Genomic DNA, 19,928 nt, shown 5'->3' with positions numbered 1-19,928 from the left:
CTCGGCGATCTATGGTTCCGACGCGCTGGCTGGTGCCATCAACATCATCTTGAAGAAGGACTTCGAAGGCGTATCGGTCAGCGGGCAGACGGGACAGACGCTGGCGGACAGCGACGACATTACCCGCAGATACAGCGTCACAGCAGGTTCGACCTTCGCGAACGGCAAGGGCAATGCCCTGTTCAATATGTCGTTCTCGGAGGAGCTGGGTGTCTTCGCGAAGGATCGCAAGTCGACGGCAACGGATTGCTCCAATACTGCGATCTTCGGTACTGGCGACCCAGCTGATTTCCGCGATTGTTTCACCGGATTCAGCAGCTTCTCGCCGAACACCCGCATCATCACGCCGATCAACAATCGTGCGAACGACCAAGGCGTGTTCCCGGTCAGCGGCACGACGCAGAACCGGATCATCGATCCGGTGACCGGCCTTGTGAGGCCGTTCGTATCCGCCACTGACGGTTTCAACCGCAACGCGATCCGTGCGCTGTCAACGCCGCTGGACCGCACGTTGATGTCGACGGTGCTGAACTTCGAGTTCAATCCTTCGGCGCGTGTTTACTTCGAAGGCACTTACGCAAAGACCAAGGCCAAATCCGATATCGAGCCCTTCCCGCTCGGATCGGACAGCATCTTCGACGTGCTGCCGAACTGTTTCGACAGCGACCAGAACGGGCGGCTCGATGGATGCGACATGTCTACGGGTGTTCCGCTATCCAGTGGTGTCGTGCCGCAGGCCGTGCGTGACGCCGTGCTGGCGGCCAATCCCGAGCTGACCAACGATACAGCGGTGATCGGCTTCGCGCGGCGTCTTACGGAAGTCGGCAATCGTGGTGCCGTTTCAAACCGGCAGACTTTCCGCGCGGTGACCGGTGTTGAGGGTGACCTGATTCCGGTGGTGGGCAGTGGCTTCTTCAAGACGCTCGATTACGACGTTTCGTTCAACTACGGAACGACTAGCGACAACCAGATTTCCAACGGTCAGGTCAATGCTCCTAACCTTCGGGAAGCCTTCAACGTCGTTACCGATCCGACGACTGGCAAGGTGACTTGCGCCAATCCGGTTGCGGTCGCTGAAGGTTGTTCGCCGGTCTATATTTTTGGCCAGAACACCATCAATGGGGCAGCACTTGCCTACATCACGGCACCATCTCTGCGCGATGCCGAGATTCAGGAAATCATTAGCACGGCGAGCCTCAGCGGCAGCTTCGGCAAGATCCCAACCGGTGGGCCGATCGGCTTCGCGGCTGGTGTCGAGCAGCGCACCGAAAAATCCCGTGATACGCCGGATGCCCTGACCCAGACCGGCCAGAACGCCGGCAACGTGACGCCCGAGCAGGTCGGCTCGTTTGACGTGAAGGAAGTCTTTGGCGAACTCGCATTGCCTTTGTTGGTCGACAAGCCGTTTGCCAAGGCACTGGTTGTCAAGGGTGCGATCCGTGCGTCGGACTACTCGACGATCGGGAGCACGTTGGCTTATGCGATCAACGTCGACTGGGCAATCAACTCGTGGCTCGCTCCGCGTGCGCAGTACGCACGTGCGGTTCGTGCCCCGAACATCAGCGAACTGTTCTCGGCCGGCAGCGAAACCTTTGCCACGGTCAACGATCCCTGCGGCGGTGTGACTCGCGATGCAGGTGGCAATCCGGCGTTCTTCAACCTCAAGTCGGATCCCAACAACCCCGGCAATGTGTTGTCGAGCGGCATCGATGCAACCACGGTCAATAGCGTCCTTGCTCAGAATTGCCTGGCTGATCCAGCGATCGCAGCGCGCGTGAACGACACTGGCGGCCTCGCGCTTACCCAGGCAGAGATTCAGGGTACCGGTGGCTTTGTGGGCGGTTCGCCAGCGCTGGGTGTGCTGACCGAGGAGAGGAGCAATTCGCGGACCTACGGTGTCGTCATCACGCCGGCCTTCGACAACAAGTGGACCGATGCGCTGACCATGAGCGCGGATTTCTACAGCATCGATATCAAGCAGGCGATTGCGACCGTACCGAGAGATCAGTCGTTGACGGAGTGCTACAGCAGCACCACGTTGACGTTCGGCAGTCAGTTCTGCGAAAACGTCAATCGCTTCGCTACCGGTCCACAGACCGGTGCGCTCGATGAGGTCAGCGGAGGGTTTCTGAACATCGGCTTGCTGAAATCTTCCGGTGTCGATACCCAAGTGAACTATCGGTTCAGGGTCGGCGATCTGCTGCCAGGTTCCGGCCTCGATCTCGGCCGAGTCAACCTGAATGCCAAGTACACCCGTCTGCTGCAGCAGAAAACGGTCATCTTCGGCCAGACGACCAATGATCGCGGCAAGGTCGGCTTCTTCAAGGATCGCGCGTTCACCAACCTCGTCTATTCGCGCGGCCCGATCACCGCCAGCTGGCTGGTCAGCATCTATGGTAAGTCGGATGTCGACGTGTTTGAGGTTGACGACCGCGCCGGCAAGCTGCCGATGGTGACGTTCCACGATGTGCAACTGCGCTACCAGTTCCAGCAGGATTGGCTGGACATGACCTTGTTCGCCGGCATCAACAACGTGTTCGACAAGTTTGTTGAAGTGGGCGGTACCGGTGGCGACCTCGGTCAGCCGATCGGTTCACGCACCTTCCCGGCCGAAGGCTTCGAGCCGTTCGGTCGCGCCTGGTATGCGGGTCTGAAGGTCGATCTCTGATCGCCTGATGCTTGACTGAAGCAAGCTGCTGTGATGAAAGGAGGGGACTTCGGTCCCCTCCTTTTTTGTTGATGCTCTCTTTTGCTCCTGCCGGTGATTCTTGCGAATGATCAGAACCCTGTTTCTGGCTGCTGCATTGCTCTCGCAGCTGATACCGGCGACTGCCGCTGACGTTGGTTCAACGGCATCGATGGCTGCTTGCCGGGCGATCACGACGGATGCCGAGCGTCTGGCCTGCTATGACCGTCTTGCCGAGCGCGTACCGGTTGCAACGCCCGATCCTGCACCTGCCGCGCCTGTTGCCGTCGCGCCGCCACCACGAGCGCTGGCCACTCCGGCAGCGCAGCCGGCAACAATTGGGACTGAACCCGCCAGCAGCTTCGGCGCCGAAGCAGTCCGCAAACCGCAGTCGGCGGAGCCGACCGCGCTTACCGCCAAAGTCGTTGGCGATGTTGATGGCGTGCGTCGCGACCAGATTCTTCTGCTCGACAACGGTCAGCGCTGGCGGGTGCTCAGTGACAACGAATTCGATTACACGGCCGACGGGCCGGTCGCCACGATCGAACGCAACCTGATTGGCACCTACTGGATGCGCCTCGGCGACCGGGGCCCCTCGTTCAAGGTGCGCCGCGTGCAGTGAGTAGATTGCGGCTGGCTTCCGGCAGTTGCTCGATACGCCCGCGGAACTTGATGCTGCGAAATCTTCTTCTTGCGTTTGCCATGGCTGCGCTGCCGTTGTCTGGCACGACAGCGGATGTGCATTCAACGCACTTGACCATCGGCAACGGCCCCGAACCCGAATCGCTGGATCCGCAGAAAGCCACCAGCGTCAGCGCCGGCAATGTGCTGCGCGATCTGTACGAAGGTTTGACCGGCTTGTCGCCGAGCGGTGAGCTGATTCCCGCGGCGGCTGAATCCTGGACCTGGTCGGCCGATGGTCGCGAACTGCGGCTTCAGTTGCGTGAGGGGCTCTGCTGGTCCAACGGCGATCCGCTGCTTGCCGAGCACTATGTGGCGGGGTTGCAGCATTTGCTCGATCCGGCCACCAATTCTGGCTATGCAAGCTTGTTTGCGGCGATCGAGCATGGTGCGGAGATCACGGCGGGACGTCGTCCAGCCAGCGATCTGGGCGTGATGGCCGATGACGCGCGCAGTCTGCGGATCCGGCTCGATCGTCCGCTGGCCAGCTTGCCGGGCTTGCTCGCGCATCCCGCCGCATCGCCGCTGCATCCGGCTGATCGGCTTGCGAAGCCTGGCAACGTGCGCATCGGCAATGGTGCTTATCGGCTCGTTGAATGGGCGCCGCAATCGCGCATCGTGCTGGCGCGCAATCCGCTGTACTGGAACGCCGTGGCCACGACAATCGAGCGCGTGCAGTTCATTCCGACCGAAGACTTGAACTCGGAACTGAAGCGCTACCGGGCCGGTGAGTTCGACATCACTTCGACGGTGCCGGCGGCGCAGGCGAAATGGATACGCGAGCAGCTCGGCAGCGAACTGCATGTGGCGACCTATCTCGGCAGCTACTTCTATGGCTACAACCTGACCCAGCCGCCGTTCAAGGCGCAGCCCAAACTGCGGCTGGCCCTGTCGATGGTGGTAGATCGCGAACTCATCGTCGACAAGGTGCTGCACGGGCTGGCGACGCCGGCCTGGAGTCTGGTGCCGCCCGGCATCAGCAATTATTCCGCGCAGCGGCCGGCCTGGGCCGCGTTGCCGCGCGCGCAGCAACTGGCTGAGGCAAGGCGCTTGTATGCGGAAGCTGGCTATTCGATGGAGCACCCCGTCGAAGTCGAGATTCGCTACAACACGTCCGACGACAACAAGCGCCTCGCCGTGGTGATCGCGGCGATGTGGAAGCAGGCGCTGGGCGTGCGCGTGAAACTGGTCAACGAGGAGTGGAAAGTGTTCCTGCAGCACCGACGCAGCAGGGTTGTCACGCAAGCCTTCCGCAATACCTGGATCGGTGATGTCGATGATGCGTCGGGCTTCGTCGAACTGTTCGGCACTCAGCATCCGCGCAATGATTCCGGTTATGCCGAGCCGGCGTACGATCAGGTGCTGCAAGCCGCGGCCGAGCAGACCGATCCTCAACAACGCCGCGCCGCGCTCGAAGCCGCCGAGCGGCGCTTGCTGGAAGACGCACCGATCCTGCCGATCTACTTCTATGCCTCGAAGCATCTGGTCAAACCGCAGGTCGAGGGCTGGCAGGACAATCTGCTCGACTGGCATTACACGAAGGATCTGCACCTGCGTGCACACTGAGAGCGGTCGATGCTGAGCTACGCCGGGCGCCGACTGCTGACAGCGGTGCCGACCCTGTTCGTGCTCATCGCCTTGAGCTTCTTCCTGATGCACTTGGCACCCGGCGGGCCGTTCGATAGCGAGCGCAGCCTGCCACCTGAAATCGAAGCGCGGCTGGCAGCAGAGTTCCATCTCGATGAACCCCTGTGGCGTCAGTTCGGCCGTTATCTCGGCGGCCTGCTGCACGGCGATCTCGGCCCTTCGTTCCAGTACGAAGGCCAGACGGTGAGCGGCTTGATCGCCAGTGGCGCGCCGGTATCGGCGGCCATCGGCGCGGCCGCGATGCTGCTGGCCTTGAGTGGTGGCGTTGCCTTGGGAGCGATCGCCGCGATGCGGCCCGGCAGCCGTCTCGATCGCGGCCTGATGCTGATCGCGCTGACCGGTTTGTCGGTGCCTTCTTACGTGGTCGCGCCGCTGCTGATCCTGATCTTCGCGCTGAGCCTGGCCTGGCTGCCGGCTGGTGGTTGGGATGGCGGCATCGCGGCCGCCGTGCTGCCATCGATCGCGCTGGCCTTGCCGCAACTGGCGGCGATCGCCCGATTGACGCGCGGCGCGCTCGCCGAAGCACTCGATGCGCCGTGGATCCGAACCGCGCGCGCCAAAGGCCTGCCCGAACATCTGATCGTGCTGCGCCATGCCTTGAAGCCGGCGCTGCTGCCGGTGCTGTCCTATCTGGGCCCGGCGGCGGCTGGCTTGATGACCGGCTCGGTGGTGGTCGAGCAGGTGTTCGGCATTCCCGGCATCGGCCGCTATTTTGTGCAGGGCGCCTTGAATCGCGATTACACCTTGGTGCTCGGCGTGGTGCTGTTCTACGGTGCGCTGGTGATCGTGTTCAACTTCATCGTCGATCTCGCCTATGGCGCGCTCGATCCGCGGGTGCGGCTGGCATGAAGCTACGTGAACTGCTGCGGCAACCGGGCGTGGCGATGCCTGCCTTGTTGCTGGCAATGATCCTGCTGCTGGCGATCGTCGGGCCCTGGTTCGCCCCGCAGCCTTTCGATGCCATCGACTTCGAGGCCGATTGGGGCCGTGGCCCGAGCTGGGCGCATCCGTTCGGCACCGATGAACTCGGCCGCGATCTGTTCGCGCGGGTCTGTGTCGGCGGGCGGCTGTCGCTGGCGGTTGGCCTGGTATCGACTCTGGTCGCGCTGGTGATCGGTATCGCCTGGGGCGCCGTGGCGGGTTATCTCGGCGGCCGGATCGATGCGCTGATGATGCGCATCGTCGACATCCTGTACGCGCTGCCGTTCATGTTCTTCGTGATCCTGCTGATGGTCTTGTTCGGTCGCCACTGGCTGCTGATTTTTGTCGCGATCGGTGCGGTCAACTGGCTGGACATGGCGCGCATCGTTCGCGGCCAGACGCTGGCACTGCGGCGGCGCGAGTTCATCGATGCCGCGGTGATTGCAGGGCTCGGCCCGGCGGCGATCATTCGCCAGCACATCGTGCCGAACCTGATCGGCGTGGTGATCGTCTGCGCCACCTTGTCGATCCCGCAGGCGATCCTGGTCGAATCGTTCCTGAGCTTTCTCGGCCTCGGCATCCAGGAGCCGGCGACCAGTTGGGGTGCGCTGGTCAACGACGGCGCGCGGGCGATGGAGGTCACGCCCTGGGGCCTGATCTTTCCGGCCGGCTTTCTGGGCCTGACGCTGTTGTGCTTCAACCAGCTCGGCGATGCCTTGCGCGAAGCTTTTGATGGCGGCGCGCTGCGCCGCACGCGAGGCTAGCGATGCTCGAGATCAAAGCCCTGCGGGTCCGCCATCCGGGAAGGGGCAGGGCAGCGGCGCCGGTCACCGTGCTCGATGGCGTCAGCCTGTCCCTGGCAGCTGGCGAATCGCTGGGACTGGTCGGCGAATCCGGCTCCGGCAAGAGTCAGACGGCGCTCGCGATCCTCGGCCTGCTGCCGGCGAGTGCGACAGTCGAAGGCTCGATCCGTTTCGATGGCAACGAACTGCTGGGCGCCAGCCGCCAGCAGATGGATCGCCTGCGCGGCAGCCGCATCGCGATGATCTTCCAGGACCCGATGACCAGCCTGAATCCGAGCTTGAGCATCGGGCTGCAGCTGGCCGAAGTGCTCGAAGTGCATCGCGGTGCCAGTCGTCGCGCTGCGCTGCGCGAAGCCGCGCAGATGCTTGATGCCGTGCGCATTCCGGATGCAACTCGGCGGCTGCAGCAATATCCGCATGAGCTGTCCGGCGGTCAGCGCCAGCGGGTGATGATCGCGATGGCGTTGCTCTGCAAGCCGCAGTTGCTGATTGCCGACGAGCCGACCACCGCACTCGACGTCACCATCCAGGCGCAGATTCTCGATCTGCTCGATGAACTGCGTCACGAGCTGAATCTGGCCCTGTTGCTGATCACCCATGATCTCGGCGTTGTCGCCGGCCACTGCGATCGCGTGGCGGTGATGTATGCCGGCCGGATCGTCGAAGCGGGGCCGTCGACGGCGGTGCTTGCGAGTCCTGCTCACCCCTACACGGCGGCCTTGCTGGCCTCGCGGCCGTCTCTGCTCGGGCCACGGCCGGAACGGCTGCCATCGATCGCGGGTCAGCCGCCCGATCCGGCACAGCGCGCGGTTGCTTGCGCGTTCGCACCGCGCTGTACCTCGGTGTTGCCGGTGTGTCGCGAGCGCGTGCCGGCGCTGCGAGACTTGGCCGGTGAGCGCGTTGCGGCCTGCGAAAGGCTGAGTCTGTAACCGCGATTCGAGTGTTATCCGTTGGGGCGACCCGCGCCGGCAGAAACTTTCGACAGCAAGTTCGACGAAGATGGCATCAGTCTTGATGACGATCCCGTTCGGCGGCCGGTATAATGACCGGGTTTTGCGGCCGTCCTCGGACAGCCTCAGAACATGCCAACGAATCTGGCTGGAATCCGCCCCTTAAATCAGCTTTCGCAAGCACTCAAAAGGTCGCATATACATGAGCAATGAAGGTGTCGACGGCAACCGTCGTCGCTTCCTCACCACGGCGACTTCAGTAGTCGGCGCTGCTGGTGCCGCTGCCGTCGCCTGGCCGTTCCTCGCATCGCTGAAGCCCAGTGCCCGCGCCAAGGCGCTTGGTGCGCCGGTCATCGCCGATCTGAGCACTCTTGAGCCCGGCATGCGCGCTACTTATCTCTGGCGTGGTCAGCCGATCTGGGTCGTGCGTCGCACGCCGGAGATGCTGGCGGGTCTCGACAAGGTCACCGGTGATCTGGTCGATCCGGATTCCAAGGTCGGACAGCAGCCGAAATACATCACCGACAAGTCGCGGGCGCTGAAGCCGGAATACATGGTCATGAAGGGCGTCTGCACGCACCTCGGCTGCTCGCCGATCCTGCGTACCGACCACCCGGCACCGGAGATCGCGGCGAACTGGCAGGGCGGTTTCTTCTGCCCCTGCCACGGTTCGAAGTTCGATCTCGCGGGACGCGTCTACAAGGGCGTGCCGGCACCGACCAATATCGTCGTGCCGCCGCATCGCTACGAGACCGATACCGTCGTCGTCATCGGCGAAGACCCGAAGACGGCCTGAGTTCGACACCCGCTTACCCAATTTACGGATAGTTCTCCATGGCCATCACGCCAAACCCGTACAAGACAACCGGCGCGCTCGGTTGGATCGACGATCGCTTCCCGCTCACCAAGATGTGGAAGGAGCATCTGTCGGAGTATTACGCGCCGAAGAACTTCAACTTCTGGTACTTCTTCGGCTCGCTGGCACTGCTGGTGCTGGTCAACCAGCTGCTGACCGGCATCTTCCTGACCATGCACTACAAGCCGGGCGCCGAAACGGCGTTCGACTCGGTCGAATACATCATGCGCGACGTGCCCTGGGGCAACGTCATCCGCTACATGCACTCGACTGGCGCTTCGGCGTTCTTCGTCGTCGTCTTCCTGCACATGTTCCGCGGCCTGATGTATGGCTCGTACCAGAAGCCGCGTGAGCTGATCTGGGTGTTCGGCGCGCTGATCTTCCTGGTGCTGATGGCCGAAGCCTTCTGTGGTTACGTGCTGCCCTGGGGCAACATGAGCTACTGGGGCGCGGCGGTAATCATCAACCTGTTCGGCACCATTCCGTTCATTGGTCCGGACCTGGTGACCTGGATCCAGGGCGATTTCGTGCCGTCCGATGCCACGCTGAACCGCCTGTTCTCGATCCACGTGATCGCGCTGCCGTTCGTGCTGGTCGGCCTCGTCGTCGCCCACATCCTGGCGCTGCATGAAGTCGGCTCGAACAACCCGGATGGCGTCGAGATCAAGAAGAAGAAGGATCCGGCGACCGGCATTCCGCTCGACGGCATTCCGTTCCACCCGTATTACACGGTCAAGGACATGGTCGGTGTTGCCGGCTTCCTGATCATCTTCTGCGCCGTGCTGTTCTTCATGCCGGACGGCGGCGGCTACTTCCTGGAAGCGCCGAACTTTACGCCGGCCAGCCAGACCAACACGCCGGAACACATCACGCCAGCTTGGTACTTCGGTACCTACTACGCGATGTTGCGCGCAACACCATCGTTTGCCGGCACCCAGATCTGGGGCGTGATCGTGATGGGCGCGGCGGTGGTGATCCTGTTCTTCGTGCCCTGGCTCGACCGGTCCAAGGTCAAGTCGATCCGCTACAAGGGCGCGCTGTCGAAGATTGCGCTGACCATCTTCGCGATCAACTTCGTGATCCTCAACTATTACGGCCTGCAGCCGCCGAGTGACACCGTGCAGCTGATCTCGCAGATCGGCACGATCCTGTACTTCGCGTTCTTCCTGCTGATGCCGTGGTACTCGAAGATCGACAAGACCAAGCCCGTGCCAGAACGGGTGACCGAATGACACCCCGCTCGAATCGCACCATGACTCGTCTTATCACTCGTCTGGCCCAGGTTTCGGCCCAATCCGCATTGCTCGCGGCCGCCGCACTGCTGCCGCAGGCCGTCAGCGCCAACACTGGCGTGGCCCTGCAGCACTTCTCGGCGAACTCCGGCAACCTGCCGTCGGCGCAGCGCGGCGCGCGCAACTTCATGGCTTATTGCTCGGGCTGCCATTCGCTGAAGTACCTGCGCTACGAGCGCATGGGCGAGGATCTGAACATTCCGCCGGATGTGCTGAAGAAGAACCTGATGTTCACCAGCGACAAGCTCGGTGACCAGATCAAGATCGCGATGCCGGCAGCCTCCGGTGACTGGTTCGGCCGCGTGCCGCCGGATCTGTCGCTGGAAACCCGCGCGCGCGGTGCCGACTGGGTCTACACCTATCTGCAGAGCTTCTATCTGGACGACAGCCGTCCGATGGGCGTCAACAACACCGTGCTGGCGGGTGCTTCGATGCCGCACGTGCTCTGGGAACTGCAGGGCTGGCAGAAGAAGGCCGAGCATGCTGCTGAAGGTGAACACGGTGGCGGCCATCACGAAGGCAGTGGTTTCGAGCAGGTCAGCAAGGGCTCGCTGACCCCGGCCGAATACCAGGCTTTCGTTGGCGATCTGGTCAACTTCCTGGACTACGCGTCCGAGCCTGGCAAGCAGGCGCGCATCAGCACCGGTCTGAAGGTCATGCTGTACCTGTTCGTGCTGCTGGGTCTGACCTATCTGCTGAAGAAGGAATTCTGGCGCGACATTCATTGATCACCTTGACGCACTGCCTTTCAGTTCACGCGGCACGCAGGGTCTGACATGGCCCTGCGTCTGCGAGCAAGAGTTCCGATGCCCCCGATCAAGCCTGCCGCCAACGCGGGTTTGACCCTCTACGTAGGCCCTGACTCGCTGCATGGTGACTGGGCTCGTCTGGTCCTCGCCGAGAAGGACGTCGACACCGCCGTCGTCAAGATCATCACGCCCGGCAAGGTCGACGAAGATTTCCTGGTCCTCAATCCGGCGCAGACCCTGCCAACCCTGGCGGATCGCGAAGGCGTGATTTCCAGCGCCAGAGTGATCGTCGAATATCTCGACGAGCGCTACCCGCATCCGCCGCTGATGCCGCAGGAGCCCGCCGGCCGCGCCCGCGTCCGGATGAGCCTGCATCGCATCGAGCACGAGCTGTTTCCGCTCGCCGTCGCGATGACCGGCACCGGTGCGGAAGCCAATGCGGCGCGCAAGCAGTTGATCGAAGGCCTCAAGGCCGGCGCCCGCTTCTTTCCGGCGCGCGGTCATATCCTCGGCCCGGAATGCTCGCTCGCCGATACCGCCTGGGCGGTGCTGCTGCGTCGGGTGCAGATGGCCAAGCTGGCCTTGCCGCCCGAAGCGGCCAGCGTCGGTGCCTACGGTGCGCGGCTGTTCGCGCGCCCGGGTTTCCAGCGCTGCTTCCATCCGTCGACGATCGCCCCGGCCACTGGCCGTCGGCGCAGCTGAGTCCGCTGACCGATGGCCAATCCGTCCAAATCGCGCCGTCCCTACCTGATCCGCGCGATCTACCAGTGGACCCTGGACAACGGCTTCACGCCGTATCTGCTGGTCGCGGCTGATCAGCCCGGCGTCACCGTGCCGCTGCCGTTCGTCAAGGACGGCCGCATCGCGCTCGACATCGGCGGCATGGCGGTGCGCGAGCTGAACATCGAGAACGATCCGATCTTCTTCTCGGCGCGTTTCGGCGGTCGTCCTTACGAAATCGTGGTGCCGAGCGGCGCGGTGCTGGCGATCTATGCGCGCGAGAACGGCGAAGGCATCGTCTTCGGTGAACCGGAAACCGGCGAGCCGGCGACCGATGCGCCGGAGTTGCCGCCGGAACCGCCGAAGCCGAGCGGTCGGCCGAAGCTACGAGTCATCAAATAGCCTCAGTGTTGCGCTGTTCGACAGGTGCTGAGCCACGTCGAGCACCACCACCGCGTCTCCCACCTTGATCGTTCCCGCACGCAGCACGCGGGCGATGATGCCGCCGTGGCCGCGCATCGCCTGAAAGCCGCCGGGCCCGAGGTTCTCGTCCATCCGCGAGCAGGGCGCACAAGGGCCGGTGAACTCGAACAGCGCGTCACCGATCGTGAACTGCCGGCCTTTCAAGGCCAGCAGATTCAGGCCGGAAACGACCAGATTGCGCCGGGTCATCAATGGCGTGACCCGAGCCAGACCGAGAATGCCGGCGACCGCGGTCAGATGCTCGGCCTGGATCATTGACACCATGCGCTTGCCATCGAGCGGCCCGGTGTAGTGATCGCCGACCAGGCCGCCACCGATCTCGACACTGGCAGTTGCGACGGACTGCAGCGTCTCGCGCCGCGCCGGCCTGAGGCCGATCCAGTCGAGACGGCCGGCATGCATCGGGCCGTACATCAGTTCCTTCAGACTTGTGGCCATCGTTCCGTGTTCGCTCAGGCAGGCGGCGCCGGCAGCGCCTTGCCCGGATTGAGGATGCCGACGGGATCGAACGCGCGCTTCACCGCATGCATCATCGACAAGGTCGCGGCATCGATTTCCCAGGCGACGAAGGCGCGCTTGTCGATGCCGACGCCGTGCTCGCCGGACAAGGTGCCTTCAAGGCTCAGCACCAGTCGGAACACCGCATGCAGACAGGCCTCGATCGCCACCATCTGCGCCGGATCATCCGGATTGGCGAGCAGGTTGACGTGGATGTTGCCGTTGCCGGCATGGCCGAAGCAGACGATGCGGATGCCGTGCTGCTTCGACAGCGCCGCAACGCCACGGATCAGCTCCGGCAATCGCGACACCGGCACTGCCACATCCTCGTTGACCTTCTTCGGCGCCAGGCTGCGCAGCGCCGGTGACAGCGCCTTGCGCGCTGCCCACAGATCTTCGGCCTCGGCCTCGGAACGCGCAGCACGCAGATCGATCAGGCCATCGCCGCTCGCCGCTGCACTCACCGCCGCGACGACGGCGGCGATGCCGGCATGGCTGCCATCGCATTCGATCAGCAGCAGTGCGCCGCAGTCAGCGCTGAGGCCGCAGTCGCGGTGGGCCTGTGCCAGCTGCACGGCATCGCCATCGAGAAATTCCAGTGCGCTCGGCGTTTCCGGCTGCGCCATCAGTCGCGCGACCGCAGCGGCGGCGGCTTCGACGTCGCGATAGGCCGCACGCAAGGTGCGGGTGGTTTCCGGTTTCGGCAGTAGCTTCAGGGCGGCCTGGGTGATCACCGCCAGCGTGCCTTCGGAGCCGATCAAGAGACGCGTCAGGTCATAGCCGACCACGCCCTTGGTCGTGTAGCAGCCGGTCTTCAGGCGCGTGCCGCTGCCGGCGATCGCACGCAGGCCGAGCACGTTGTCGCGCGCCGTGCCGTACTTCACCGCGCGCGGCCCGCCAGCACCACAGGCGAGGTTGCCGCCGACTGTCGAAAAGCCGCTGCTGGTCGGATCCGGTGCCCAGAACAGGCCGTGCTTCGCGGCCTCGCGCTGCACGTCGCCGTTCAAGGCGCCGGCCTCGCATTCGAGCAGGCGATCGCCCGGCGACACCCGCAGCACACGGTTCATCTGTTCCAGCGACAGCACCACACCGCCGTGAATCGGCACCGTGGCGCCGGTGGTATTGGTGCCGCGGCCACGGGCGATCAGCGGCAGCGCGTGTTCGCGGCAGCAGTCGATCAGCGCCTGTACTTCGTCGACGGTAGCGGCCAGCGCCACCGCCTGCGGCATCGCCACCCGGCGGCTGTTGTCGTAGCCATAGGCGAGGCGATCGGCAGGATCAAGCAGCAGCCGGTCCGGCGGCAGCAGCGCACGCAGCTCGCGGGCGACGCCGGCTGGCAGTTCGACATCGGCACCAACAGTTTCAGGCGTCGACATCGAACGCGGCCTTCAGCCAGTGCAGTTGATCGCCGTCGAGGGCGACAACATCGAAGCGGATTTCGCGCTGCGCGTGTTCGGCGTGGGCGGCGAGGAATAATTGCGTGGCGTGGACCAGATGGCCGCGCTTGCGGGCATCGACCGATTCGAGCGCCGAGCCGTAATCGCTGCGTCCGCGGCTGCGCACTTCGATGATCGCCAGCACCTCGCCATCGCGCATCACCAGATCCAGTTCACCGCCCTTGCAACGCCAGTTGCGGGTGATCAGCTTCAGGCCCTGGCGTTCCAGGTGGCGCAGTGCCCGCGTTTCGGCGTCGGCACCGCGCAGCCAGTTCACGGCGGTGGGCTGAGCGAATTGAGGGCCGGATCTGCGCCCGGCGCCATCACCGATGGATCGCCGCCATTGGTCATTCTGGCGCAGACCAGCTTGCGGCGGATCGCGCCGTTGCTTTCGACCGCGAGTACGCCGGTAGCGCCCTGCACCAGATCGCCGGGCCGCAGGGCGTTCTGGGCGATCCGGTTGGCCAGCAGCCAGGCATCGGCGCCAAGGGCATAGAAGCGCGCGGCTTCCCGGCTGCGGCCGTTCTGTGCGGCATCGCGCAGCGGCTGCAGGGTGCCACCGATGCCATCGAGCAGCCAAGGCACATCGCAGAAGCGGATGCCGCTGAGATCGCCATCGCCCGGGCCTTCGTTGACTGCGGACGTGGCGTACACCGGCGTGCGATCGGCGTGGTAGTAGCGGAACAGCGGCCAGAGCACACGCGCCTGCGAGGCGCGGGCGGCGATGAACACGAAGTCGAAATCGTTGCGGCGCTGCGGATCGATATCGGGCCCGGCCTTGGCGCGGGCTTCGGCAGCTTTCTTCTTGTCGTCGATCGCCACGTAGCGCAGCAACTTGCGCACCGGATCCGCCCAGGCCTGCGGCTCGCCGTAGTAACGGCCGGAGTCGACGACCACGCCGCCGAGTTCGCGCAGGCGGGTCTCGAACGCGGACTGCACGCGGTTGCCCCAGTCGCTGGACGGGGTCATCGAAAGTGCCCGTCGCAGGCCGCGCGACACGGCGTCCTCGGCAGCGGCGCGGGCCTCGTCCTCGGGCGCCAGGCCGAACTGGTACAGGCCCGGCGGGGCGCTGCGGTTGCCATCTAGGTAGTTCAGGCCGAGCACCGGAACTGGCAGCGCCGGTGACTGCGCCAGCACGGTGAGGTTTTCCTTGAGCAGCGGCCCGACCACCATGCCGGCGCCGTCGCTGACTGCCTGTCCGTAGGCGGAAGGCTCGTAGACGCGGGCGGGCGGTGCAGAGCCCGCCGAAGCGGCGCTCGCGTAGCCGGCGCGCAGCGCATCGGCGAATGCGGCTTGCGGCCCGGTCTGTGGCAGCAGCAAGGCGATATTGCGGCCGTGGGCCAGCGGCGCGCCGGCAGTCACATCGGCGAACGATCCGTTGCTGGGCGCGGTGCCGAGCGGTGCATACGGTGCCAGCGACTGCTGCGCGGCTTCGGCCGGCGCCAGCGCCGGCGCCATGGCCAGCGAGGGCGGGGCATACAGCGCGGCGAGGCGTTCCTCGCCCGGATGGCGCGGATAGCGTTTGCGCCAGAGATCGAACTCGCCCAGCGTGGCCCGGCGGCGATGCAGCGCCGCCAGATCCAGCCAGCCGCGGATCAGCGGCGGCTGGCTGGCCGCGCGGCCGAGGGTGGCGGCGTCGAGCGTGGCGCCCTGCAACAGGTTCCACAGGGTTTCGCGATTGGCGTTGAGGGCGACGATGCCGCTCAGGTAGTGCTCGCGCAGTACCAGGCTCTGGGTCAGGGCGATCGGATCGTTGCCGCGCGCCTGGGCCTGGGCGCGGACCAGCAACTGGCGCTCGGCGAGTTGCGGATCGCCGCCCGGATCGCCGGCCGGCAGCAGGCGCAGCGCCCGGGCCGAGTCGTTGCGCATTAGCGCCGATTGCGCGCGCAGCAGGCGGTAGCGGGTCTGCAGAACCGGATCGCTGGTCTGCGCCGGAATCTGGTCGAGGATCTGGTCGGCCCGGAACGGATCGCGCGCGGCCAGCGAAGCATCGGCGGCGCGCAGACGCAGGTCAGCGGCCTGCTCCGGTGTCGCATCGGCAGCAGCAGCCTGGTAACTGCGTGCGGCGGCAGCGGCATCGCCCCGCGCCAGCGCCGCATCGGCCTCAGCTGATGAGCTACTGCCGTAGCTCGGCGACATCGACGTTGCCGGCTCGTTGCCGTAGTTGCCCGGATAGCGTTTGACGATGCCGGTGCTGGTCGAGCAAGCCGTCAGGCCGAGCAACATCAGCGCCGGCAGTGCGCGAAGCAGACGTGCCTGGGCCGGGGCAGAAACGAAGTCATGGGAAGTCATCAAGTAAAGTATGACATGGCCTTTTTGCAGTTGACCTCCACCGGGAGATGCCCGTGAACCTCCCCGGTGACCCTGGTCTCGAACCCGGCGCGCTCTATGTCGTGGCCACACCGATCGGCAATCTCGGCGATCTGTCGCCGCGTGCGCAAGCGGTGCTCGGCGCGGTCAGCCGCATTGCTGCCGAGGACACCCGCACCACCTCGGCATTGCTCGCCCACTTTGGCATCCGCACGCCGCCCGGCGGGCTGGTGGCGCTGCACGATCACAACGAGACGCGGGTCGCCGAAGGTTTGATTGCTGAACTTGCCGATGGCGCCACGCTCGCCGTGGTTTCCGATGCCGGCACGCCGCTGATTTCCGATCCCGGCTATGCGCTGGTCCGCGCTGCACGTGCAGCGGGACGCGCCGTCTACACCGTGCCGGGCCCCTGTGCTGCGATCGCAGCGCTGTCGGTATCCGGTTTGCCGACCGATCGCTTCGTGTTCGCCGGTTTCCTGCCGGCCAAGTCCGGCGCCCGACGCGCCGCGTTCGAGCGGATCAAGGCCGAGCCGCGCACCGCGATCTATTACGAATCGACCCATCGCATCGAAGACAGCCTCGACGATCTGGTCGCCGTGCTCGGCGCCGAGCGCCGCGTCTGCCTGGCGCGCGAGCTGACCAAGCGCTTCGAACAGAGCATCACCCTGCCGGCGGCCGAACTGCGCATCTGGCAACGCGAAGATCCGAACCGTGGCCGCGGCGAGTTCGTGCTGATCGTCGAAGGCGCACCGATTGCCGAGACCGATGACCGGATCGATATCGAGGCCGAGCGCGTGCTGCGCCTGCTGCTGGCCGAACTGCCGGCGTCTCGCGCGGTCCGACTGGCGGTCGAGATCACCGGCGCGGCGAAAAAGCCGCTGTACCAGTTGGCGCTGAAGATTGCCGGCAAAGGGGCCGGCGACAGCGATCGCGACGACAACGAATCTGCCTGAGCCTGCCTTGACCGAAACGCCCGCCACACCGCCGCTGCGTGCCGATGCTTTTGCCGCCCTGCGCTTCCCCGAATACCGCAACCTGATCGTCGGCAATTTCCTGTTCACGATCGCGATGACGGTGCAGGAAATCGCCATCGCCTACGAGCTGTACCTGATCACCCACGATCCCTTCGTGCTCGGCCTGCTCGGCCTCGCCGAAGCGCTGCCGTTCATGGCCGTCGCCCTGTTCGGCGGCCATGTCGCCGATCGCCGCGACAAGCGCAGCATCATGCTGTTCGCGCTCAGCTTCATTCTGGTCGGCTCGATGTTCCTGACCTGGCTGCTGCAGCCGCATATCCGCAGCGGCCTGAGCCAGAACATGTTGCTGGCCTGCTGCTATGGCGTGGTGGCCGCGCTGGGCCTGGCGCGTGGTTTTCTGACGCCGGCAGTCAGCTCGCTGAAAGGCTTTCTGGTGCCGCGCGAGCACTACGCCAACGCCACCGCCTGGAGCAGCACGCTCTGGCAGGCCGGCGCGATTCTCGGCCCGGTGACCGGTGGGTTTCTTTACGCGGGTGCCGGCCTGTCAGCGAGTCTGATCGGCGTCTGTACGCTGCTGTTGCTGCAGGCGGTGATGTACGCGCGGATCAAGCCGCGGCCGCCGCAGCTGAGCGCAGCCGAGCAGCAGGAATCGGTCTGGGAAAGTCTCGCGGTCGGCATCCGCTTCGTGTTCCAGTCGAAGATCATCCTGTATTCGATTTCGCTGGACCTGTTCTCGGTGCTGTTCGGCGGTGTCGTCGCAGTCCTGCCGGTGTTCGCCGAGGACGTTCTGAAGATCGGCGCCCAGGGCCTCGGCGTGCTGCGCGCAGCGCCGGCAGTCGGCGCGATGGTCACCGTGCTGCTGTGCACGCGCTATCCGCCGATGTTCAAGGCCTGGCGTAACCTGCTGATCGCGGTCGCCGGCTTCGGCGTGTCGATCCTGGTATTCGGCTTCTCGCGCAGTTTGTGGCTGTCGGCGGCGGCGCTGTGCGCCAGCGGCGCCTTTGATTCGATCAGCGTGGTGATCCGCGGCACCATCCTGCAGATGATGCCGCCAGATCACCTGCGCGGCCGCGTGCTCGCGGTGAACAGCATCTTCATCAGCTCATCCAATGAACTCGGCGCCTTCCAGGCCGGCACCTCGGCAGCGATCTTCGGCGCGACGCGCTCGGTGCTGATCGGCGGCACGATCACTCTGGCGATCGTCGTTGGTGTCTGGCGGCGCTCGAAGGATCTGCTGGCGTTGCGGCTGAGCTGAGCGCCAGTAATTCAGGCCGGGCTCAGGCGGCTTTCATCCGCTCCAGATACTCGGCAGCCAGCTTTCCGGCGGGGCCGTTCTTCGGATGAATCTCGTCGAACCATTGAGAGGGTTTGCTCAGATCGGTCTTGAACGAAAACACCTCGACTCGTCCGCCCCAGCGCGCCTCGGCTGCCACTTCGGCACACAGCGCGCGGTACTGGTCGAGCATCGCCCTGGCCACTTCGTAGCGCGTGTTGTCGTCCCGGAAGCCGAGCTCGTCGAAGCGCAGACCCAGCCAGGGCCCGGCGCGATCATCGTTGTGCGGGATCGGCGTCGACGGATTGGCCGGCGGCACCGGAATCACGTGCGCGTAGGTGTGCATCAGCACCCGCTCCACACTCGTGCCCTTCTTCAGCACCGCGGCGAAGACTTCCTGAAGCCAGCCGCGCAGCTTCTCCAGCAGAGCGCGGTATTGCGGCTGCTTGATGTAGCCGGCTGGCGTGTCCGGGAATGGCGCGCGGTCTGGCCGCACGAACGGGCGGATATCGCCCAGGAAATCGTTGCCGCCGGCGCTGAGCAGGAACAGCTTGGGCTGCTCCTTCCTCACCGCTTTCAGGTAGTCCGCGGGATCGACCATCTGGCCCAGCTCGGAACCGGCGCTGGCCAGGCTCAGCACGTTGAACACGGGATCGTTGTTGATGTGATCGATCAGATCGTGGATCAGCGGATGCTGGAACCAGGAATCGCCTTCGGCGACGACGCGAATCGCGTTCGGCTGCGTCAGCTTCCTTTCGTCATAGCGATCCAGCCGGTTGTTGACCTCGCAGCGGATCAGCCAGCCGGCAATGCCGCCGGGAATGTCCTTGAATTCGTAGTGCGTTTCGCGCCGATCTGCGCCGGCAGGCGGCGGAATGATCAGGCCGGGATCGACGAGATCGAAGCTCAGCTTGCCCGGGCTGCCTTCCACTTCCTTGAAGTACTGGCGGGCAAGCTTTGGAAAATCGTCGGTATTGCGCAGCGCGCGTTCGAGAGACATCAGATCGATCTTGGCAGGCATGTCAGCACTCCTCGACAGGGGAGTGAAGTGAATACGCCAGTCGCGCGCGCTGTGCACCGTCTTTCCGCCAGCGCTCTGTGAACACCGTCGCGCTACATCGCAGAGGCACGAAAACGATCTGAGCTTTGATCGCAAAACCACTTCCCGCGGCGGCGGGCAATCGGCAGCATGCGTTCAGTCCTTGCGGCCTTCGTCACAAACGAAGCCGCACTTCCGATTCCCAGCTCGATCCGCTCATGAACCTCCTGCCCCTTCGCTGCCGAATGTCGTTGCGCCGCTGTTGCGGCGCCCGATGTTCGTCTGCGCGCTGCGCAGGCTGACGCAAGGGCTGCCGCCGTCCGGCGCGCCTTTTGCAATGCATTCGAAGACGGCGCGCCGAGCGTCGCCGTTCGTTCATGTTTGTCGTGGAAGCTGCGTGCGCCTTCAGCGGTACGCATGCCAGGAGCCATCGTCATGTACTACAGGTCCAGCAACACCCGTCACGCCATCTACGGCTTCGATTCGCTGTGCGCCGCTGCCCGCGCCGCCGGCCATCGTGGCGATGCCACGCTGCACGCCGCACTCGGCGGTGAATCCGGCATCGCAGGGATCGTCGAGCGCTACATCGGCATCGTCGCCGCCGATGGCC

18 protein-coding genes are annotated in these 19,928 nt (G+C 64.8%); 13 read left to right on the top strand and 5 right to left on the bottom strand.

The annotated features are described in order from the left end of the window. From Q0D45_RS07030 to Q0D45_RS06980, 11 genes are all read left to right on the top strand, one after another. Positions 1–2,668: TonB-dependent receptor (locus Q0D45_RS07030; protein ID WP_293390466.1), on the top strand; the 2,668-nt coding region annotated here is incomplete at its 5' end. Positions 2,669–2,858: 190 nt separating this feature from the next. Further along, entirely contained in the window at positions 2,859–3,308 is a 450-nt protein-coding gene (locus Q0D45_RS07025) for a hypothetical protein (protein WP_293390463.1), read from the top strand. 131 nt (positions 3,309–3,439) lie between these two features. Next, complete coding sequence (locus tag Q0D45_RS07020) at positions 3,440–4,933, top strand: peptide ABC transporter substrate-binding protein (protein WP_293390460.1); 1,494 nt, start codon at positions 3,440–3,442, stop codon at positions 4,931–4,933. A gap of 9 nt (positions 4,934–4,942) precedes the next feature. Continuing rightward, positions 4,943–5,863: an oligopeptide ABC transporter permease OppB gene (gene oppB, locus Q0D45_RS07015; protein WP_293390457.1), complete on the top strand. Its 921-nt coding sequence runs from the start codon at positions 4,943–4,945 to the stop codon at positions 5,861–5,863. Beyond that, positions 5,860–6,699 carry an ABC transporter permease gene (locus Q0D45_RS07010; protein ID WP_293390454.1) on the top strand — a complete coding sequence of 280 codons (840 nt, stop codon included), beginning with the start codon at positions 5,860–5,862 and terminating at the stop codon, positions 6,697–6,699. Before oppB ends, Q0D45_RS07010 begins: the two co-directional genes overlap by 4 nt. Positions 6,700–6,701: 2 nt before the next feature. Further along, positions 6,702–7,667 (top strand): ABC transporter ATP-binding protein, encoded by a 966-nt coding sequence (locus Q0D45_RS07005; RefSeq protein WP_293390451.1) that lies wholly within the window; start codon positions 6,702–6,704, stop codon positions 7,665–7,667. A gap of 223 nt (positions 7,668–7,890) precedes the next feature. After that, the gene (gene petA, locus Q0D45_RS07000; RefSeq protein WP_293390448.1) at positions 7,891–8,484 is read left to right on the top strand and encodes a ubiquinol-cytochrome c reductase iron-sulfur subunit; all 594 of its coding nucleotides are present in this window, start codon (positions 7,891–7,893) and stop codon (positions 8,482–8,484) included. 38 nt (positions 8,485–8,522) lie between these two features. Beyond that, entirely contained in the window at positions 8,523–9,776 is a 1,254-nt protein-coding gene (locus Q0D45_RS06995) for a cytochrome bc complex cytochrome b subunit (RefSeq protein WP_293390445.1), read from the top strand. Between the two features lie 20 nt (positions 9,777–9,796). Further along, positions 9,797–10,564 (top strand): cytochrome c1, encoded by a 768-nt coding sequence (locus tag Q0D45_RS06990; RefSeq protein ID WP_293390442.1) that lies wholly within the window; start codon positions 9,797–9,799, stop codon positions 10,562–10,564. Between the two features lie 78 nt (positions 10,565–10,642). Continuing rightward, positions 10,643–11,287 carry a glutathione S-transferase N-terminal domain-containing protein gene (locus Q0D45_RS06985; RefSeq protein ID WP_022978624.1) on the top strand — a complete coding sequence of 215 codons (645 nt, stop codon included), beginning with the start codon at positions 10,643–10,645 and terminating at the stop codon, positions 11,285–11,287. A gap of 12 nt (positions 11,288–11,299) precedes the next feature. Next, positions 11,300–11,707 (top strand): ClpXP protease specificity-enhancing factor, encoded by a 408-nt coding sequence (locus tag Q0D45_RS06980; RefSeq protein ID WP_022978625.1) that lies wholly within the window; start codon positions 11,300–11,302, stop codon positions 11,705–11,707. On the opposite strand, the gene Q0D45_RS06975 is transcribed toward Q0D45_RS06980, so the two are convergent. Genes Q0D45_RS06975 through Q0D45_RS06960 form a run of 4 tightly spaced genes read right to left on the bottom strand, consistent with a single transcriptional unit; the run spans position 11,690 to position 16,014 of the window. Then, the gene (locus Q0D45_RS06975) at positions 11,690–12,226 is read right to left on the bottom strand and encodes an MOSC domain-containing protein (RefSeq protein ID WP_293390435.1); all 537 of its coding nucleotides are present in this window, start codon (positions 12,224–12,226) and stop codon (positions 11,690–11,692) included. The two genes, Q0D45_RS06980 and Q0D45_RS06975, sit on opposite strands and share 18 nt — an antisense overlap. A 14-nt stretch (positions 12,227–12,240) precedes the next feature. Next, positions 12,241–13,662 (bottom strand): FAD-linked oxidase C-terminal domain-containing protein, encoded by a 1,422-nt coding sequence (locus tag Q0D45_RS06970; RefSeq protein ID WP_293390432.1) that lies wholly within the window; start codon positions 13,660–13,662, stop codon positions 12,241–12,243. Continuing rightward, positions 13,649–13,990 (bottom strand): YraN family protein, encoded by a 342-nt coding sequence (locus Q0D45_RS06965; RefSeq protein ID WP_366946368.1) that lies wholly within the window; start codon positions 13,988–13,990, stop codon positions 13,649–13,651. Before Q0D45_RS06965 ends, Q0D45_RS06970 begins: the two co-directional genes overlap by 14 nt. A gap of 5 nt (positions 13,991–13,995) precedes the next feature. After that, positions 13,996–16,014 (bottom strand): penicillin-binding protein activator, encoded by a 2,019-nt coding sequence (locus tag Q0D45_RS06960; protein WP_293390426.1) that lies wholly within the window; start codon positions 16,012–16,014, stop codon positions 13,996–13,998. 53 nt (positions 16,015–16,067) lie between these two features. Here Q0D45_RS06960 and rsmI point away from each other — a divergent pair, with 53 nt between their 5' ends. Together rsmI and Q0D45_RS06950 are read left to right on the top strand one after the other, a co-directional pair. After that, positions 16,068–16,985: a 16S rRNA (cytidine(1402)-2'-O)-methyltransferase gene (rsmI, locus tag Q0D45_RS06955; RefSeq protein WP_293390423.1), complete on the top strand. Its 918-nt coding sequence runs from the start codon at positions 16,068–16,070 to the stop codon at positions 16,983–16,985. 7 nt (positions 16,986–16,992) lie between these two features. Then, a complete protein-coding gene (locus Q0D45_RS06950) occupies positions 16,993–18,261 on the top strand; it encodes an MFS transporter (RefSeq protein ID WP_293390421.1) in 1,269 nt (422 codons plus the stop codon). Positions 18,262–18,283: 22 nt separating this feature from the next. Here the strand turns inward: Q0D45_RS06950 and Q0D45_RS06945 are convergent, their stop codons facing one another. Next, complete coding sequence (locus tag Q0D45_RS06945; protein WP_293390418.1) at positions 18,284–19,300, bottom strand: hypothetical protein; 1,017 nt, start codon at positions 19,298–19,300, stop codon at positions 18,284–18,286. Positions 19,301–19,928 lie beyond the last annotated feature (628 nt).

The sequence above is a fragment of the Nevskia sp. genome (genome assembly GCF_023266035.1).
Classification (GTDB): Bacteria; Pseudomonadota; Gammaproteobacteria; order Nevskiales; family Nevskiaceae; genus Nevskia.
This window is presented reverse-complemented; position numbering and strand designations above follow the sequence as displayed.

Bases quoted from the DNA above. Each gene is read 5' to 3' on its own strand.
- Q0D45_RS07025 (WP_293390463.1), top strand. From the start codon at position 2,859: ATGGCTGCTTGCCGGGCGATCACGACGGATGCCGAGCGTCTGGCCTGC.
- oppB (WP_293390457.1), top strand. From the start codon at position 4,943: ATGCTGAGCTACGCCGGGCGCCGACTGCTGACAGCGGTGCCGACCCTG.
- Q0D45_RS07010 (WP_293390454.1), top strand. From the start codon at position 5,860: ATGAAGCTACGTGAACTGCTGCGGCAACCGGGCGTGGCGATGCCTGCC.
- Q0D45_RS07005 (WP_293390451.1), top strand. From the start codon at position 6,702: ATGCTCGAGATCAAAGCCCTGCGGGTCCGCCATCCGGGAAGGGGCAGG.
- petA (WP_293390448.1), top strand. From the start codon at position 7,891: ATGAGCAATGAAGGTGTCGACGGCAACCGTCGTCGCTTCCTCACCACG.
- Q0D45_RS06995 (WP_293390445.1), top strand. From the start codon at position 8,523: ATGGCCATCACGCCAAACCCGTACAAGACAACCGGCGCGCTCGGTTGG.
- Q0D45_RS06990 (WP_293390442.1), top strand. From the start codon at position 9,797: ATGACTCGTCTTATCACTCGTCTGGCCCAGGTTTCGGCCCAATCCGCA.
- Q0D45_RS06985 (WP_022978624.1), top strand. From the start codon at position 10,643: ATGCCCCCGATCAAGCCTGCCGCCAACGCGGGTTTGACCCTCTACGTA.
- Q0D45_RS06980 (WP_022978625.1), top strand. From the start codon at position 11,300: ATGGCCAATCCGTCCAAATCGCGCCGTCCCTACCTGATCCGCGCGATC.
- Q0D45_RS06975 (WP_293390435.1), bottom strand. From the start codon at position 12,226: ATGGCCACAAGTCTGAAGGAACTGATGTACGGCCCGATGCATGCCGGC.
- Q0D45_RS06970 (WP_293390432.1), bottom strand. From the start codon at position 13,662: ATGTCGACGCCTGAAACTGTTGGTGCCGATGTCGAACTGCCAGCCGGC.
- Q0D45_RS06960 (WP_293390426.1), bottom strand. From the start codon at position 16,014: ATGACTTCCCATGACTTCGTTTCTGCCCCGGCCCAGGCACGTCTGCTT.
- Q0D45_RS06945 (WP_293390418.1), bottom strand. From the start codon at position 19,300: ATGCCTGCCAAGATCGATCTGATGTCTCTCGAACGCGCGCTGCGCAAT.